Below are 17,171 nucleotides of genomic sequence, written 5' to 3'. Positions count from 1 at the left end.
CGTCAGGCCTCGTCGGATGCAGGCAATGCATCATCTTCCAGATCCAGGGCAGCCTCAACGAACGCGGCGCTTAGTAGTTCGTGGATATCAGGGGGTGGGCACAAGCATTTAATGAACTCGTCGACCCGCGTGGCAAACTGCCCGAAGGTGCGCAGCTCACGCTGTTCGATTGCGAGCAGCGTACACAACGGGGACCGGTCACGATCAAAGACGTTGTCCCACAAATAGAGGAACAACTTGCCCACGATATCGGCGCGCTCAATGCGGTGAACTTCAGAGTGCAGTTTGAACCTGGCAAGCTGCTCTAAATAGTCTTCGATAATCAGACCTTTGGTGTCCGACTTGAACTTCTTTGGAGAGGTCTTTGAACAGTAGTACTGATTTGCATGGCCGGAACTGGAACGGATTTTTGTGAACTTGAGTTCAGCTTTTGGATCATGGCCACCCTCCTTCAGCAAGCGCTTGCGATTGGCTTCGGACATTTTGTCAGCCAGCGTCTTCAAGTCATCGTCGAACGCTCTGCTTTGCCGAACACCGCTGGCGGGGTCGCCAATCATGCCGGTCGCGGCAATGAGCTTGTTCAGTTCTTTTGGGTAGACATCGGCCAGAGTTCTATCCGGCTCGCGCCTGCCTTTGATAAACCAAGGCCCCACCAGCTTGTCATCGAGCCTTGGGGCTGTGCAGCGGTCTCGAATGAACTGGTTCAGCGCGGTGACGAATGTCTCCCAAGTCAAATGATGTGCTGACGGCATGAGAGCCTTTTTCTGGCTGGCAGGCACGTCATTGCTGAACTCTTCAGCACAGAATTCAAAATGCCAGCGACGCTTGAACGCCGAGTCCATGAAATACACGGATTCGTCGCTGGTGTTCATCGTGCCGATCATGATCAGGTTCGGCGGCAAGCATAACTGACGCTGCTTCAGCGTATCCGCCAGTCGCTTGTTCAAATCGGGAAAAGGACTGTTGTGGCCGAGCAGTGCAAGCTCGGCCTCAAGCGCATCGATCACCAGATCGGAAACACTGATCGCATAGCTCGACCAGCCCTCATCATCACGATCAAGCAACTGGAACACATCGCCAAAAATTTCTGCGCAATTACCGCGGTTGATCTCATCGACAAGCAGCAATACGTTCTGCGATGCCTGACCGTTACTTGCCTGAGGCAGATGACTATAGGCAAGCGCCAACGCACGCAGGAAAGGCCCGGCGTGGACGCGATACTCGATCTGATTTTCCCGAGTTCTGGGCATCAATCGCGCAACGAATTCGCCGTAGCTGTAATCCGGATGAAAGGCGACTGGAACGATCTGCGCATCGTCCACGCCCAGAGCCTCGGCCTTTGTCGTCCGGGCCCGATGGCTTTTACTGGTGCCGGGCGGTCCGAACAGGATCAACTGATGCTCAACCATGAGTGCTCTTTCTCCTTGAGCGAATGAAACAGGAAATGGGTCGCGAAAAATAACATCATAGAGCCACTATTCAAATGCAATCATTTCATCTGCGGTCATGACCTTTGCACGCACCGCTACGCAGATTTGTCACCAAACAGATTTATAGCCCCCTAGCGAAATGTGCATGTCAGGCGCTTGCTCGGGACTTATAGGTCTTGAGGCTCTCAAAGGAGTGTTGAACCACCCACCACAGCTTCTACAAGGGCAAAAATGCCATTAGTGGCACAGTGCCTAATGACAAATTTGGTAATAAAGATTAACTTAGCGCCGCCTCGGCCTACGGAAGGTCGGGGATTTCGCACTCAGTTAAGGAAAACGATGGCAATGGTCTATTGTCGTGCTTGCGCCAAGGAGCTTCACGAAACGGCGCTCTCTTGCCCCCAGTGCGGGGCCAGCCAACAGGCCTTCGTGCCGCAAACGCAAGCCGAAGTACCTTGGCTAGCCATCGTTTCGATGATCCTCGGAATTATCTGCGCACTCACGCTCTTTGATGATTCCGAATGGGACGCTGAAACGATCCTCGGTGTTGGTTTTATCAGCATCGCCGGTCTCGCCTGCGGCATCATTTGCATCAACCAAAAACACTCAGGAAGAAACCTTGCGATCGCCGGCATCATTTTGTCTGGCCTTACCGCGTTGGTTTTGCTGTTTCTATCGATTGAATAATTTTAGGGAAAAAATATGAGCATGGTTTTCTGCCGCGGTTGCGCCAAGGAAATAAGCACTTTGGCCGTGGCTTGCCCACAGTGCGGGGCGCCTCAGGCAACCCAACAGTCCTATGCACAAGGCCCCGCCATTTCGACGGGCAATCCTTACCTTGAAGCATTGAAGAATTACGCGGTATTCAACGGTCGTGCTACGCGCCGTGAATACTGGTTGTTCTTCCTGATCAGCATGGGTGTTGCGTTCGTTATGGGATTCATTGACGGTTTTTTCAAAACCGGCGGGGTTCTGCAAGGTCTTTATAATCTGGCGCTGCTAGTGCCGAGCATTGCCGTTGGTGTACGTCGTATGCACGACACCGATCGTAGCGGCTGGTGGTTGCTGCTGCCAATCGTCAACCTGGTGTTCCTGGCGCAAGACAGCCAGCCGGGCCCGAACCGTTTCGGTCCGAACCGCAAAGGCATCAACTGATACACATCGGCATCTAGCTGATCGAGACGGCCTTCATGGCCGTCTCTTTGTTTCTGGCCTGCGGATTTGCACCGTGATTTGCTACGCAACGCATCATGAAACTTTCATCACGGATATTGATAGCCCCCTAACGAAAGACGCATACTAGAGGGCTCGTTCGGGTCTTATATCATTCCGAATGATAGTTACCTTTGCTTCATTCGATTCGTGCCATCACACCCCGCCGATCATCATCCGCCCATCTTCAATACATTGGCGGATGCATCCATGGAACAGTCACTCAAACATTTGCGCTTCCCGTTGGCCTTGTTGGCCGTACTGGTGATGAGCGCCTGCGGCAAGACTCCGGAGACTGCCGCCACCGCGCCTGCTGCCAAAGTCAGCGTGGCCAAGGTAATCGAGCAACCGGTCAACGAGTGGGACGAATTCACCGGGCGCCTTGAGGCGCCGGAAACCGTTGAAATCCGTCCACGGGTCTCCGGCCAGATCGATCAAGTCGCTTTCACTGAAGGCGCGCTGGTCAAGAAAGGCGACCTGCTGTTCCAGATCGACCCGCGTCCGTTCCAGGCTGAGGTGCGCCGCCTCGAAGCCCTCGTAGCCCAATCCCGCGCCAACGCCACCCGCAGTGAAAACGAAGCCGGTCGCGGTGAACGCCTGCGTGCCAGCAACGCGATTTCTGCAGAACTCGCCGACTCGCGTACCAGTGCGGCTCAAGAAGCCCGAGCTGCTGTCGGTGCCCTGCAGGCGCAGCTGGATCTGGCCAAACTGAACCTCAGCTTCACCCGCGTGACCGCACCGATCAGTGGCCGTGTCAGCCGTGCCGAAATCACCGCCGGTAACCTGGTGACCGCAGACACTACGCCGCTGACCAGCGTGGTTTCCACCGATCGCGTTTACGCCTACTTCGACGCTGACGAGCGCGTCTTCCTCAAATACACCCAACTGGCCCGTAACGGTCAGCGTGGCGCCACGACTCCGGTGTACATGGGCCTGTCCAACGAGGACGGCAATCCGCACCTGGGTCAGATGAACTTCGTCGACAACCAGGTCAACCCGAAAACCGGCACCATCCGTGGTCGCGCGGTGTTCGACAACAGCGACGGCACCTACACCCCGGGCCTGTACGCACGACTGAAACTGGTCGGCAGCGGCACTTACAACGCCATGCTGATCAACGACGAAGCGGTCGGTACCGACCTCGGCAAAAAGGTCGTGCTGGTGATGGATGCGGACAACAAAACCGCGTACCGCGCCGTCGAACTGGGTCCGAAAATCGAAGGCCTGCGCATCGTCCGTACAGGCCTGAACAAGGACGACACGATCATCGTCAAGGGTCTGCAACGGGTTCGCCCTGGCTCGCCGGTCACCCCTGAAGTGGTACCGATGGCCAGCGAACAGACCATCGCGGCACTCGCTCAACAACGTCAAGCGCTGGAAGCCAGCAACCTGCCCAAAGTCGCCCCTGCCAAGGGTGCGTCCGGTGCGGTTGTGAAGCTGGCCGCCACGACCCCACGCGGTTAAGGGACGACAACTCCGATGAATTTTTCCCAATTCTTCATTTCACGGCCGATCTTCGCAGCGGTGCTGTCGCTGCTGATCCTGATCGCCGGTGCGATCTCGCTGTTCCAGTTGCCGATCAGTGAATATCCCGAAGTCGTGCCACCGACCGTGGTGGTACGTGCGAACTTCCCGGGTGCCAACCCTAAAGTCATCGGTGAAACCGTGGCCGCTCCGCTGGAGCAAGCGATTACCGGCGTCGAGAACATGCTGTACATGTCCTCGCAGTCGACCGCCGACGGCAAGATCACCCTGACCATCACCTTCGCCCTGGGCACAGACCTGGACAACGCGCAGGTGCAGGTGCAAAACCGGGTGACCCGTACCGAGCCGAAACTTCCCGAGGAAGTGACGCGCATCGGTATCACCGTCGACAAGGCATCGCCCGACCTGACCATGGTTGTGCACTTGACCTCGCCGGACAAACGCTACGACATGCTCTACCTGTCGAACTACGCGATCCTCAACATCAAGGATGAGCTGGCGCGTCTGAACGGCGTCGGTGACGTGCAACTGTTCGGTATGGGCGACTATTCGCTGCGTGTCTGGCTCGACCCGAACAAAACTGCTTCGCGTAACCTGACCGCGACCGATGTGGTCACCGCGATTCGTGAGCAGAACCGTCAGGTTGCAGCCGGTCAATTGGGCGCGCCTCCAGCCCCGAATGCCCAGAGCTTTCAGCTATCGGTGAACACTCAAGGCCGTCTGGTCTCAGAGGAAGAGTTCGAGAACATCATCATTCGTGCAGGCGACGACGGTGAAATCACTCGCCTCAAAGACATCGCTCGCGTCGAACTGGGTTCCAGCCAATACGCGCTGCGTTCGTTGCTGGATAATCAGCCGGCCGTAGCCATCCCGATCTTTCAGCGTCCAGGCTCCAATGCCATCGACATCTCGAACGACGTTCGGGCGAAAATGGACGAGTTGAAGAAAGGCTTCCCGCAAGGCATGGACTACAGCATCGTCTATGACCCGACGATCTTCGTGCGCGGTTCGATTGAGGCGGTGGTTCACACCCTCTTTGAAGCACTGATCCTCGTGGTACTGGTAGTGATCCTGTTCCTGCAAACCTGGCGCGCCTCGATCATTCCGTTGGTGGCGGTGCCGGTATCGTTGATCGGTACGTTTGCGGTGATGCATTTGTTTGGCTTCTCGCTTAACGCGCTGTCCTTGTTCGGCCTGGTACTGGCCATCGGTATCGTGGTCGACGACGCCATCGTGGTGGTGGAGAACGTTGAACGGAACATCGAACTCGGATTGAACCCGGTGGAAGCCACCAAGCGCGCCATGCGTGAAGTGACCGGTCCGATCGTTGCCACGGCACTGGTGCTGTGTGCGGTGTTCATTCCGGCGGCATTCATCTCCGGTCTCACCGGGCAGTTCTACAAGCAGTTCGCACTGACCATCGCGATCTCGACGGTGATCTCGGCATTCAACTCGCTGACCTTGTCGCCAGCGTTGGCCGCAGTCTTGCTGAAAAGCCACGACGCGCCGAAAGACCGCTTTTCCAAAGCACTCGACAAGATCTTCGGTGGCTGGTTGTTCCGTCCGTTCAACCGCTTCTTTGACCGTGCCAGCCATGGCTACGTCGGCACTGTGGGTCGGGTTATCCGCAGCAGCGGCATCGCCCTCCTCCTGTACGCAGGCCTGATGGTGTTGACCTTCTTCGGTTTCTCCAGCACCCCGACCGGTTTCGTGCCGGGCCAGGACAAGCAATACCTGGTGGCCTTCGCGCAATTGCCGGACGCTTCGAGCCTGGATCGCACCGAAGATGTGATCAAGCGCATGTCTGATCTGGCGCTGAAACAGCCAGGCGTGGAAAGCGCCGTAGCGTTCCCGGGGCTGTCGATCAACGGTTTCACCAACAGCCCGAATGCCGGCATCGTGTTCGTGACCCTGAAACCGTTCGACGAGCGTAAAGACCCGAGCATGTCCGCCGGTGCAATCGCCGGGGCCTTGAACGGCCAGTTCGCCAACATTCAAGAAGCGTACATGGCGATTTTCCCGCCACCGCCGGTACAAGGTCTGGGCACCATTGGTGGTTTCCGCCTGCAAATCGAAGACCGGGGCAACCTGGGCTACGACGAGCTGTACAAAGAAACCATGAACATCATCAACAAGAGCCACAGCGTGCCGGAACTGGCTGGCCTGTTCACCAGTTACACCGTGAACGTGCCGCAGGTCGATGCCGCGATCGACCGTGAAAAAGCCAAGACACACGGCGTGGCCGTCAGCGACATCTTCGACACCCTGCAGATCTACCTGGGTTCGCTGTATGCCAACGACTTCAACCGTTTTGGCCGCACCTATCAGGTCAACGTTCAGGCCGAACAGCAGTTCCGCCTCGAATCCGATCAGATCGGTCAGCTGAAAGTCCGTAACAACAAAGGCGAAATGATCCCGTTGGCGACCTTTATCAAGGTCAGCGACACCTCGGGCCCGGATCGCGTGATGCACTACAACGGCTTCATCACCGCTGAAATCAACGGTGCCGCAGCCCCGGGTTATAGCTCTGGCCAGGCCGAAAAAGCCATCGAAAAACTGCTCAAGGAAGAACTTCCGAACGGCATGACCTATGAATGGACCGACCTGACCTACCAGCAGATTCTGTCCGGCAACACTGCGCTGTTCGTGTTCCCGCTCTGCGTACTGCTGGCGTTCCTGGTACTCGCGGCTCAATACGAAAGCTGGAGCCTGCCACTGGCGGTGATCCTGATCGTACCGATGACCCTGCTCTCGGCCATTACCGGCGTGATCATCTCGGGCGGTGACAACAATATCTTCACCCAGATCGGTTTGATCGTACTGGTGGGACTTGCCTGTAAGAACGCGATTCTGATCGTCGAGTTTGCCAAGGACAAACAGGAAGAAGGTCTCGGCCCGCTCGCTGCAGTACTGGAAGCCTGCCGTCTGCGTCTGCGGCCGATCCTGATGACCTCCTTCGCGTTCATCATGGGTGTGGTGCCACTGGTGTTCTCCAGCGGTGCCGGTGCCGAGATGCGTCACGCCATGGGTGTGGCGGTGTTCTCCGGGATGCTCGGGGTGACCTTCTTCGGCCTGTTGTTGACGCCCGTGTTCTACGTACTGATCCGTAATTTCGTCGAACGCGGTGAGCAGCGCAAAGCAGCCAAGGCGCTCAATCTTCAAAAGCCACTGGAGGCGCAACAATGAGTCTGAAAGTCTTCCTGCCGAGCCTGCTGGTGCTGGCCCTCAGTGCCTGCGCCGTCGGCCCCGACTACAAGACCCCAACCACGGAGGCGGCCAATATCACGGCCGCTACCGATGGCGCCGCCGGGCAAAAGAACTTCGACCGTACGAAATTCGAAGGCATCTGGTGGCAGCAATTCGACGATCCGACCCTCAACCAGTTGGTGACGCAATCGCTGCAAGGCAACCGTGAACTGCGCGTGGCATTCGCCCGCTGGAAAGCCGCCCGGGCGATCCGCGACGACGCCAGCAATGACGCAATGCCAACCATCACCAGCCGCGCCAGCAGTGACTTGGCCAAGGGCCAAATCCCTGGCCAGACCACCAACCGGGTCAATAGTGAACGCTATGACCTCGGTCTGGACATGGCCTGGGAACTCGACCTGTTCGGGCGCATCCAGCGTAATCTGGAAGCCAGCGACGCCGACCAGCAAGCCGCTGAAGCCGATCTGTATCAATTGCAAGTCACCATGATTGCCGAACTGGTGGACGCTTACGGCCAACTGCGTGGTGCGCAATTGCGGGAAAAGATCGCCGTGGCCAACCTGAACAACCAGCAGGAGTCGCGTAAGATCACCATCAGCCTGCGTGACGCCGGTGTTGGCGATCAACTCGATGTCGAGCGTGCCGATGCACGCCTGGCTTCGGTCGAAGCCAGCGTGCCGCAATTGCAGGCGGAGCAGGTTCGGCAGAAGAACCGCATCGCTACCCTGCTGGGCGAGCGCCCGGACAAGCTGACCGTCGACCTGAGTCCAAAAGACTTGCCAGCGATAGCCAAGGCCTTGCCGATCGGTGACCCGGGTGAACTGCTGCAACGTCGCCCGGACATTCTCAGTGCGGAACGCAACCTGGCTTCGGCCACGGCGCGCATCGGCGTGGCGAAAGCCGACCTGTTTCCTCGGGTCAGCCTTAGTGGCTTCCTCGGCTGGACGGCCGGGCGTGGTTCACAGATCGGTTCCTCGGCGGCCAACGCCTGGGCACTCGGTCCGAGCATCACGTGGGCGGCGTTCGACCTTGGCAGCGTGCGCGCCCGTTTGCGCGGCGCCGATGCTGAAGCCGAAGGCGCGCTGGCGACCTACGAGCAGCAAGTGCTGCTGGCCCTCGAGGAGTCGGAAAACGCTTTCAGTGATTACGGCAAACGTCAGCAACGCCTGATCTCGCTGATTCGTCAGAGTGAATCGAGCCGCAAGGCCGCTGATCTGGCTGAAATCCGCTATCGCGAAGGCACCACGGACTTCCTTGTGCTGCTCGATGCGCAGCGTGAGCGTCTGAACGCTGAAGACACTCAAGCCCAGGCTGAAGTCGATCTGTATCGCGGCATCGTCGCGATCTACAAGGCTCTAGGTGGCGGCTGGCAGCCGGAGACCGTCGCCAGCAAGTAATCGATTGTTAAAGAGCTCCTTTGGTTGGCCGCAACCAACCAGATTCTTTGCCCCGCGTATCATTCGGTCGCGGGGCTTTTTTGTGCCTGCCTAATACTCGAACCTTCTCCCTGTAGGAGGGGGTGTCAGGGCGCAGCATTGTCAGGGGTGTTCGACGGTAACCGTGGCGGTGGTGCCGGCGCGCAGGCGATTCTTGCCGGCATAGTCGGCGTCGATCGCGATCCGCACCGGCACCCGTTGCGCCAGTTTCACCCAGGTATAGCTAGGGTTGATGTTGGCCAACAATCGGCTGCCCGGCGCGTTTTCCCGGTCGGCAATGGCGAAGGCAATGCTTTGCACCGTGCCAGCAAACGTTTCACCGCTCATCAACTGGATTCGTACCCGATCACCCTCTTCGATCCGCGGCAACTTGGTTTCTTCGAAATACCCACTGACATAGAACGATTCGCTGTCGACCAGCGCCAACAGCGCGCCGCCCGCTACCGCGTAATCGCCCTCTCGGGTCAACAGATTGGTGATGTAGCCGCTGACCGGAGACTCGACGCGGGTGCGCTGCAAATCGAGTTCGGCCTGAGTCTGCGCAGCAATAGCCAACTGCACATTGGCCTCAGCCAGGCCGAGATTGGCCTGGTTGCGCAACAGATCGGCCTGGGCCACGGCCACGTCAGTGCTGGATTTCTCCCATTCTTCGCCCGAGATGGCGAAACCCTGCTTCAGCGTACGCCGCCGGCGCTCTTCACTCTGGCGCTGTTTGAGCAAGGCTTCACTGGAGATGATCGCTGCTTGCGACTGCCCCAATGTAGCCTTTGCCACTTCCACCGAACGCTGCGCATGCTCCACTGCCAGGGTGTAGCGCGCAGGATCGATCTCCATCAACAACTGGCCTTTGTCGACGTGCTGGTTGTCCTGCACCGCCAATCTGACAATGCGCCCCGAGACGTCTGCCGACAACGTCACCACGTCCGCCCTCACCCGCGCATCCCGGGTCCATGGTGCGCGGGTGTAATGCTCCCAGGCAAACCAGCCGAGCACGATGGCCAGAATCACCACTGCCACTGTCGTCAACCGCGCGAGTAACAATTTCAAGATGTCAGGCTCCCATCAACAGAATCAGCGTGGCACAAACGCAGGCATACAAGGCGCCTTCGAACAGGGCTTCATGCCAGACCCGCCGCAGTACGCCCATGCGCCGCAAGAGCCAGTCGAGCAGCATGAAAATCGGCATGGCCAGCAACAGCGCCTGGGCAATGGGCGGCAAGTAAACGCCGCCAATTTCGAAATCAATGGGCAATGGCTGGCGCTCCTTCCTCGATGTTTCGTTGCAAATGTTCACCATGACGCTGCAGAAAAGCCTCGACGATCAGCAATGCCACGCGCATGCGAAACACCGACCATAAATGCGCGTGACTGGCGACGTGCAACGCGTCCAGTTGCTCACCAAGGGTGTGCAGCGTGCCCAGCAACGGCGTCAGTTGCGCGTCCGCACGTCCGGCGACAAACCGCGCGGTCTGGCGCAATGCCGAAGACAATTGCTGACTGAAGGTTTGCGTGAGCAAAGTATTGTTCTGTGCCTGTTGCCGCAGTTGGTGCGTGGCCACCCCCAGTGCGACACAGGCCAGACTGATTTCATACAACTGCTGCATCGCCCGGTCATTTGCAGCAGGCAGCAGCCCAAGCATGCTCGTCAGTCGATCGGTCATCCGGCTCTCGAAGGCAAACTGTTGTTCGTCGGTGGCCGGCGCCTTGCTCAACTGATACACCTGCTCCCGCGCCTCGTTGTACAAGCGGCGAATGCGCAGCACCGGGCGAAACGGGAAAATCCACGCGTAAACGATCAAGGCAAGCATTGCCGCACAGACATAGGCACCGGCAAATTCAAACCATTGAATCGCAGTGTTCTGCCCGGTACCGATGTTCTGCGGGCCGATCATCAGGAAACTCGAGAGCCCCAGCCCCATGCCGATCCCCGCTGTTGCAGGGCTCGCGAGTCCCACTGCGATGACATACAACAATGGCGCCAGTAACAAGGCCAGGGGTTCGAAATCACTGACTGCCGGGACCAGCGCGAACTGGTAGAGCGCCGACACCAAAAGCGCCAGCCCCAGCCCGCGTGCATAACTCTGTGCGGCCATCAGCGGTCGCGGAAACGTTGCCATCAGCGAGCACAGGATCCCCACCAGAATCATCCCGCCCCGAGCGCCGTCCCATGCGGTTTCGATCCAGATCAGCCCGGCCACCAGCAGCGCTATAAAGGCACGGACGGCGTTCATCGAGGCCAGGGTGAAATCCAGATGCAGCGGGCTGGCCTGGCCGCGATACATGCAACTGGCCTCGCGTCCCTCCTGGATGGCCTCGCTCAATTCGAGGATCTGCTCCAGTTGCCGCAAAAGACGCGCCTGTTCCCAGCGCAGAGCCCACGCCAGGGAGCGCAGGGTCGCGCTCATCTCTTCAGTCAATTGTTCGGACTTGTAGGCAAGCTGTTCGAATTGCTGCTGCAACGTGACGAACTGGTGTCGTGCTTCGGCCGGTAACGCGCGGCCCTGCTGCGCCAACTGGTCGAGAAGTGCCAGTTCCTCTGCACGCAGGCGCTGGACGTCGAGTGGCAAATCCCCTTCCCAACGCTCGGTCAACAATTGCCGTTGATGACTCAGCGCCGTCAATCTTGAGGTCAGCAGCATCAATTGATTACCTAATAGCAGCACCAGATTGTTGGCACTGCGCAAACGCGGCGCGTCGAAATACAGATGCCGGCGTAATCCCTCCAATGCGCTGATTTCACCGAGCAATTGCATTTGCCGGCGCTGGAAATCGGCTTCGCTTTCTTCGGTGCGGATGACCGCAGCCGCGTGGCTGGCGACCAGTTTGATCACCTGATCGACCTTGGCGAAGTAGCCGCTGGCGACCGCTTCCGGCCGGGCCGTGAGCAGGCTCACCAAGCAGACACACGCCACGGCGAGCAAGGTTTCGGTAACCCGGGTAACGGCCAGCAGAAACGTGCCGTCCTGATCCGGGATCGCCAGCAACGCTACCACCACTGCGGTGTAACCGCTGAGAACGAACGCCTGGGAACTGGTGTAGCGCAGCAACGTGCCACCCGCCGTACACACTGCCAGCCATAACGCCAACGTTGTAATGAAGGGTAATGGTGCCTGCGGGAAGATCGCCATGAGCAATACCGCTACGGCGGCCCCGAGCGTGGTACCGATCACCTGGCCAAAACTGCGTGCCAGGGCCATTCCCGCCAAAGGCTGGCTGACGATGACCACGGCCATGATCGACCACTTGGGCTGGTCGAGGTCGAACAGAAACGCCAGATACAACGTCAGCAGCCCTGCCGCAATGGTGCGCAGAGCAAACAGCAACACGGCTCGACCGGGATGGATCACAGCATTGAAATAATTGAGCAGGGCTTGCATGGGCACACTCATCGAAGCGACTCCTGCAAGCGTAGACACTGCATCGAGAGCCTGACGGTTAACTGAGTCGACGCGACTTGTAGGGCGATTCGCATGCACGGGGTTTGACTCGCAGCCCGAGCTGACCGAAGCTTGCCGCTCTGCTCAAGTATCCACGTTTCCGGAACCCCGCATGCCTCAGTCCCGCCGCTATCTGCTCATCGGCCTTGGCCTCGCACTGGTCATCTTCGTCGGCTGGTTGTCCCTGCGCAGCACTGCACCGGTGGTGCCCGACGCGATCAAACATGGCTATAGCGAAGCATTGGCGGCCGCCCGTGCCGGCCAGCCGGGCGCGGCACGTCAGCTGTATCAGCAATTGGGGCGCCCGGACCTGTCGGTCAAACGCCGCCTCTGGCTGCATGCCGAACTGCCCAATTACCCGAGCCCGCAAGCGTTGAAACTGGCAGACGCAGACCTGCAGAATGAAGCACCCGAAGTGCGTTTGGCAGCGATCAGAAGTCTGATTGGACTGGTGCCGGGCGGGCAACGCAGCCTGTTGCTCGGGCCATTGCTCGATGATGAGGACCAAAGCGTGCGTTTTGCCGCGATCAACGCCCTGCTCGGCTTGTCACCGGATGAGCTCGGCTTATACTTTGCGCCGTTGCAACAGGCCATCGACGGTTGGGAGCAAGCATTGAAGGAACAGTCGCCGAGCGCTGCCATTTATCTGCAACTGGCGCGCCTCCATATACATAACGCCGAACTCAAGCAGGCGCAGGAAGCACTGGACAATACCTTGCGTGTCGAGCCTGGCAATTTGCCGGCGCTGGTCATGCAGATTGATGTACTCGACCGTCAGGGCCAGAGCGATGCCGCCCGACAGTTACTTGCGCAACAACTCAAGGCCCAGCCTGACTCGGCGTATCTGCAACATGCCCTGGGGCTTTGGCTGCTGCACCATAACCAGCGTGAATACGCCTTGCTCGGCTTGTCCAAAGCAGTCGAACTCGAGCCCGACAACAAGGACTATCGTTACGACCTCGCCACCACCCTGCACAGCGCGCAGGAGCTGGAAGCGGCGCAGAAGCAACTGCAGGAAATCGTCCAGCGCCACCCGGCCGACCGCAAGGCGCGGGTATTACTGATCAATTACTGGAAGGAAAGCGGACAGCTGCAAAATGTTCAGGTTCTGCTGGCGCAACTCGAACAACTGAACCCGGATGACCCGGCGTTACAGCAAGGTCTCTGACCGACAAGCAACTGTTCTCTCGGCACATTCCGAAAGAAAGTGCGGAACTGCCATCATGGCAGCGGGTCAAGTAATTCAGGCCGCACGTTTTTTTGTCAGCGACCTCGATTCCCGTAGTCATGAGAGGGCATTTTTTGTCTACATCCAACGAGTTTATCAGTGCAAAAGCTGCCACCGGCATCAATGGTCTGGACGATATCCTGGCCGGTGGATTGTCTCGCGGGCATGTTTTTTTGCTTGAGGGTGAACCCGGTACAGGCAAAACCACTGCCGCTTTGCACTTCCTGAGGGCGGGCTCCGTTGCGGGCGAACGCACTCTGTACATCACGCTGTCGGAAACCGAGCGTGAATTGCGCCAAGGCGCCGCATCGCATGGCTGGGAGCTGGACGAAAATATCGTGATCTTCGAGCTGACGCCGCCGGAAAGCCTGCTCAATGCCGAGCACCAGCAAAGCTTGCTCTACTCTTCCGATCTGGAGTTGGGCGAGGCGACCAAGCAGATTTTCGAGGCCGTCGAGCGTGTCAAGCCAACCCGCGTAGTGCTCGACAGCCTCTCGGAGATTCGCTTGCTGGCACAAAGTTCTTTGCGCTATCGCCGACAGATTCTGGCGATCAAGCATTATTTCGTGCGCTACAACGCCACGGTTCTGCTGCTTGACGACCTCACCACCGAATCACTCGACAAGACCGTGCACAGCGTCGCTCACGGGGTCATCCGCCTCGAAGAGCTGACGCCCAACTACGGCGCCGAGCGACGGCGCGTGCGAGTGGTGAAGTACCGTGGCCAGAAGTATCGCGGCGGCTTCCATGATTTCACCATCATGGGCGACGGCTTGCATGTGTTCCCGCGATTGGTGGCGGCAGAACATCGCGGCGACTACCCACGCCTGCAATTGACCAGCGGCATCAAGGAATTGGATGCTCTGCTCGGTGGCGGCATCGAAACCGGCTCAAGCACACTGATTCTCGGTCCCGCCGGTACCGGTAAATCACTTATCTCGATGGTGTTTGCCGCTGCCGCCGTACAACGCGGCGAAAAAGCTGCACTGTTTATTTTCGATGAAGAACTGGGCTTGCTGTTCGAGCGCATGAAGAACATCGGCATTGATCTCAAGGCCCTGCAAGACACCGGTAATCTGCTGATCGATCAGGTCGATGCGGCCGAGTTGTCGCCAGGCGAGTTTTCCCATCGGGTGCGACGTTGCGTCGATGAGGGCCAGATTAAAACCGTGGTCATCGACAGTATCAATGGTTATCAGGCAGCGATGCCGGAAGAAAACGCCTTGGTGCTGCACATGCACGAGTTGCTGCTGTACCTTAACCGCAAAGGTGCTGCGACATTCATGACTGTCGCCCAGCATGGTCTGGTCGGCGACATGCAGGCACCGGTCGACATCACATATCTGGCCGACACGGTGATTCTGTTGCGTTATTTCGAAGCACTGGGCAAGGTGCGCCGGGCCATTTCCATCATCAAGAAACGCACCGGCAGCCATGAATCGACGATTCGTGAATACCGCATTTCGGCGCAAGGCATGACCATCGGCGAACCACTTGAGGCCTTTCAGGGTGTGTTGCGCGGCGTACCGACCTACCTCGGCGCAAGCAACCCGCTGCTTCAGGAAGAAACCTTGTGACGGTGTCGGTGCCGCTGGCCGAACGGGCGCTGATTCTGGCCCCCGTGGGTCGCGACAGTCAGATTGCCCTGATGATCCTCAACGAGGCAGGTTATGGCGGCCTGGTCACGCCCGGGCTGGGCACGCTCTGTACCGAACTGGAACTCGGCGCAGGCTTGCTGTTGATCGCTGCCGAAGCCTTGCGCGGCCCGGAACTCGAAGCGCTGTTCCTGCATCTGGAGCTGCAGCCGGCGTGGTCGGATCTGCCGATCGTGCTGCTCACTCATCACGGCGGACAAGAGCAAGGCCCCTCCTCGAAACTGAGCAATCTGCTCGGCAACGTCACCTTTCTTGAACGCCCGTTTCATCCAGCGACACTGATCAGTCTGGTGTCCGCCGCCCTGCGTGGCCGACGACGACAATACGAAGCCCGCGACCGACTGATCGATTTGAGTGAAAGCGAGCGACGTCTGCAATCGACGCTGGAAACCCTTGAACACCAAGTCGAAGAACGCACCGCGCAATTGCGGCATAACGAAGAAGCATTGCGTCAGTCGCAGAAAATGGAAGCGGTCGGCCAGCTCACGGGGGGCATCGCACACGACTTCAACAACATGCTCACCGGGATTATCGGCAGCCTGGAGTTGTTGCGCCGGCGCTTGGCGCGCGGGCGTACGGACGATCTCGACAGCCTGATCGACCTCGGCGTGACCTCAGCCAACCGCGCCGCCAGCCTGACCCATCGACTACTGGCGTTTTCCCGTCGGCAGTCACTCGACTCCAAAGCGGTGCAAATGAATACCCTGGTGCTGTCGATGGGGGAACTGCTGCAGCGCAGTCTCAACGAAAGCATTCATCTGGAGATGCGCCTGCACGACAAATTGTGGGTCGCCGAAGCGGATCCCAATCAACTGGAAAGCGCCCTGCTCAACCTGGTGATCAACGCCCGCGACGCGATGCCCGAGGGTGGAAAACTGGTGGTGGAAACCAGCAATCAGGTGCTGGATAGCGAATTCACCGAGGCCTGCAGCAACCTTGAACCGGGCGATTACGTGATGCTCAGCGTCACCGACAACGGCAGCGGTATGCCGCAAAGTGTGATAAACCGCGCATTCGATCCCTTTTTCACCACCAAACCGATTGGTCAGGGCACCGGGCTGGGCCTGTCGATGATCTACGGTTTCAGCAAGCAGTCGCGCGGGCATGTGTCCATCGACAGCGAAATCGATCAAGGCACCACAGTCAAACTCTACTTGCCGCGCTTTCGCGGCGAAGAAGACGAGCAACCGGTTACCGACAGCGGGCAGACTCCTCATGCAATGGATGGCGAAACCGTATTGATTGTCGAAGACGATCCGGCCGTGCGCGTACTGGTCAGCGGCGTGCTCAGTGAGCTGGGCTATGCGTTTGTCGAAGCCAGTGATGCCGACGGCGCTGTGCCGATCCTCAACTCGGCGCAACGGATCGACCTGCTGATCAGCGACGTTGGTCTGCCGGGCATGAACGGCCGGCAACTGGCCGAAGTAGGTCGGCAGTACCGGCCTGGCCTGAAGGTGTTATTCATCACCGGGTACGCCGAGCATGCGGCAGTACGCGGCGGTTTTCTCGACTCTGGAATGCAGATGATCACCAAGCCCTTCACCTTCGATCTGCTGACCGCGAAGGTCCGCGAAATGATCAAAAGCTGATAATGCTGAAACTGTAGGAGCTGCCGCAGGCTGCGATCTTTTGATCTTGTTTTTAACGATCAACATCAAAAGATCGCAGCCTGCGGCAGCTCCTACACAGATATCAGGCCAGCAGTTCCTGGATTTTTTCCTGCAGTACATCCAGATCGAAGGGCTTTTCGAGGATCGGCGCCTTGCGCGTGATCGGGCTGCCGGTCTCGCGGATTTCCTGCGGATAACCGCTGATGAAAATCACCTTGAGGTCAGGTCGCAACTTGACCGCCGGTTCGGCGATCTGCACGCCAGAGATGCCGCCGGGCAAACGGAAGTCGGTGATCAACACATCCAGATGCGGCTTGCTTGCAAGGATTTCGAAAGCCTGCTCGCCGCTGTCCGCCTGCAACACACGATAGCCCTGCCCTGACAAATAATCGGTCAGGACCATCAAGATAACCGGTTCGTCCTCGACGACGAGTACTACATCTTGCGCATCTACGCTCATGGGAAGCCTTT

At 58.5% G+C, this 17,171-nt stretch carries 13 protein-coding genes; 8 read left to right on the top strand and 5 right to left on the bottom strand.

What is annotated here, in order from left to right; genetic code table 11:
• Positions 1-2: 2 nt before the first annotated feature.
• Positions 3-1,409: an McrB family protein gene (locus AK821_RS12235; protein ID WP_064389879.1), complete on the bottom strand. Its 1,407-nt coding sequence runs from the start codon at positions 1,407-1,409 to the stop codon at positions 3-5.
• A gap of 360 nt (positions 1,410-1,769) precedes the next feature.
• Here AK821_RS12235 and AK821_RS12230 point away from each other — a divergent pair, with 360 nt between their 5' ends.
• From AK821_RS12230 to AK821_RS12210, 5 genes are all read left to right on the top strand, one after another.
• The gene (locus AK821_RS12230) at positions 1,770-2,117 is read left to right on the top strand and encodes a DUF4190 domain-containing protein (RefSeq protein ID WP_064389878.1); all 348 of its coding nucleotides are present in this window, start codon (positions 1,770-1,772) and stop codon (positions 2,115-2,117) included.
• A 15-nt stretch (positions 2,118-2,132) separates the two neighbouring features.
• Positions 2,133-2,585 carry a DUF805 domain-containing protein gene (locus AK821_RS12225; protein WP_064389877.1) on the top strand — a complete coding sequence of 151 codons (453 nt, stop codon included), beginning with the start codon at positions 2,133-2,135 and terminating at the stop codon, positions 2,583-2,585.
• A 267-nt stretch (positions 2,586-2,852) separates the two neighbouring features.
• The gene (gene mexE / locus AK821_RS12220) at positions 2,853-4,106 is read left to right on the top strand and encodes a multidrug efflux RND transporter periplasmic adaptor subunit MexE (RefSeq protein WP_064389876.1); all 1,254 of its coding nucleotides are present in this window, start codon (positions 2,853-2,855) and stop codon (positions 4,104-4,106) included.
• Positions 4,107-4,121: 15 nt separating this feature from the next.
• On the top strand, positions 4,122-7,313 hold the full coding sequence (locus tag AK821_RS12215) for an efflux RND transporter permease subunit (RefSeq protein WP_064389875.1): 3,192 nt from the start codon (positions 4,122-4,124) through the stop codon (positions 7,311-7,313).
• Positions 7,310-8,731, top strand: a complete 1,422-nt coding sequence (locus tag AK821_RS12210) for an efflux transporter outer membrane subunit (RefSeq protein WP_064389874.1) — start codon at positions 7,310-7,312, stop codon at positions 8,729-8,731. Before AK821_RS12215 ends, AK821_RS12210 begins: the two co-directional genes overlap by 4 nt.
• A gap of 141 nt (positions 8,732-8,872) precedes the next feature.
• Here AK821_RS12210 and AK821_RS12205 read toward each other — a convergent pair whose 3' ends face one another.
• The 3 genes from AK821_RS12205 to AK821_RS12195 are packed head-to-tail and all read right to left on the bottom strand — an operon-like array spanning position 8,873 to position 12,147.
• On the bottom strand, positions 8,873-9,817 hold the full coding sequence (locus AK821_RS12205) for an HlyD family efflux transporter periplasmic adaptor subunit (protein WP_064389873.1): 945 nt from the start codon (positions 9,815-9,817) through the stop codon (positions 8,873-8,875).
• 4 nt (positions 9,818-9,821) lie between these two features.
• Positions 9,822-10,022: a DUF1656 domain-containing protein gene (locus AK821_RS12200; RefSeq protein WP_064389872.1), complete on the bottom strand. Its 201-nt coding sequence runs from the start codon at positions 10,020-10,022 to the stop codon at positions 9,822-9,824.
• Positions 10,012-12,147 (bottom strand): FUSC family protein, encoded by a 2,136-nt coding sequence (locus tag AK821_RS12195; RefSeq protein ID WP_064390697.1) that lies wholly within the window; start codon positions 12,145-12,147, stop codon positions 10,012-10,014. The genes AK821_RS12200 and AK821_RS12195 overlap by 11 nt, the downstream gene beginning before the upstream one ends.
• Positions 12,148-12,319: 172 nt before the next feature.
• Here AK821_RS12195 and AK821_RS12190 point away from each other — a divergent pair, with 172 nt between their 5' ends.
• The 3 genes from AK821_RS12190 to AK821_RS12180 all read left to right on the top strand — a co-directional run bounded on the left by AK821_RS12190 (position 12,320) and on the right by AK821_RS12180 (position 16,679).
• On the top strand, positions 12,320-13,375 hold the full coding sequence (locus AK821_RS12190) for a tetratricopeptide repeat protein (protein WP_064389871.1): 1,056 nt from the start codon (positions 12,320-12,322) through the stop codon (positions 13,373-13,375).
• A gap of 134 nt (positions 13,376-13,509) precedes the next feature.
• Positions 13,510-15,012: an ATPase domain-containing protein gene (locus AK821_RS12185; protein ID WP_064389870.1), complete on the top strand. Its 1,503-nt coding sequence runs from the start codon at positions 13,510-13,512 to the stop codon at positions 15,010-15,012.
• Positions 15,009-16,679 (top strand): ATP-binding protein, encoded by a 1,671-nt coding sequence (locus AK821_RS12180; RefSeq protein WP_064389869.1) that lies wholly within the window; start codon positions 15,009-15,011, stop codon positions 16,677-16,679. Before AK821_RS12185 ends, AK821_RS12180 begins: the two co-directional genes overlap by 4 nt.
• Before the next feature lie 103 nt (positions 16,680-16,782).
• Here the strand turns inward: AK821_RS12180 and AK821_RS12175 are convergent, their stop codons facing one another.
• Positions 16,783-17,160 (bottom strand): response regulator, encoded by a 378-nt coding sequence (locus AK821_RS12175; RefSeq protein ID WP_064389868.1) that lies wholly within the window; start codon positions 17,158-17,160, stop codon positions 16,783-16,785.
• Positions 17,161-17,171 lie beyond the last annotated feature (11 nt).

The organism is Pseudomonas sp. RIT-PI-r, assembly GCF_001297015.1.
GTDB lineage: Bacteria > Pseudomonadota > Gammaproteobacteria > Pseudomonadales > Pseudomonadaceae > Aquipseudomonas.
Note: the sequence above shows the minus strand (reverse complement) of the source record. Positions and strands in the feature narration are given on the sequence as shown.

Coding starts and splice junctions, on each gene's coding strand:
- AK821_RS12235 (WP_064389879.1), bottom strand. CDS start 1,409: ATGGTTGAGCATCAGTTGATCCTGTTCGGACCGCCCGGCACCAGTAAA.
- AK821_RS12230 (WP_064389878.1), top strand. CDS start 1,770: ATGGCAATGGTCTATTGTCGTGCTTGCGCCAAGGAGCTTCACGAAACG.
- AK821_RS12225 (WP_064389877.1), top strand. CDS start 2,133: ATGAGCATGGTTTTCTGCCGCGGTTGCGCCAAGGAAATAAGCACTTTG.
- mexE (WP_064389876.1), top strand. CDS start 2,853: ATGGAACAGTCACTCAAACATTTGCGCTTCCCGTTGGCCTTGTTGGCC.
- AK821_RS12215 (WP_064389875.1), top strand. CDS start 4,122: ATGAATTTTTCCCAATTCTTCATTTCACGGCCGATCTTCGCAGCGGTG.
- AK821_RS12210 (WP_064389874.1), top strand. CDS start 7,310: ATGAGTCTGAAAGTCTTCCTGCCGAGCCTGCTGGTGCTGGCCCTCAGT.
- AK821_RS12195 (WP_064390697.1), bottom strand. CDS start 12,147: ATGCAAGCCCTGCTCAATTATTTCAATGCTGTGATCCATCCCGGTCGA.
- AK821_RS12190 (WP_064389871.1), top strand. CDS start 12,320: ATGCCTCAGTCCCGCCGCTATCTGCTCATCGGCCTTGGCCTCGCACTG.
- AK821_RS12175 (WP_064389868.1), bottom strand. CDS start 17,160: ATGAGCGTAGATGCGCAAGATGTAGTACTCGTCGTCGAGGACGAACCG.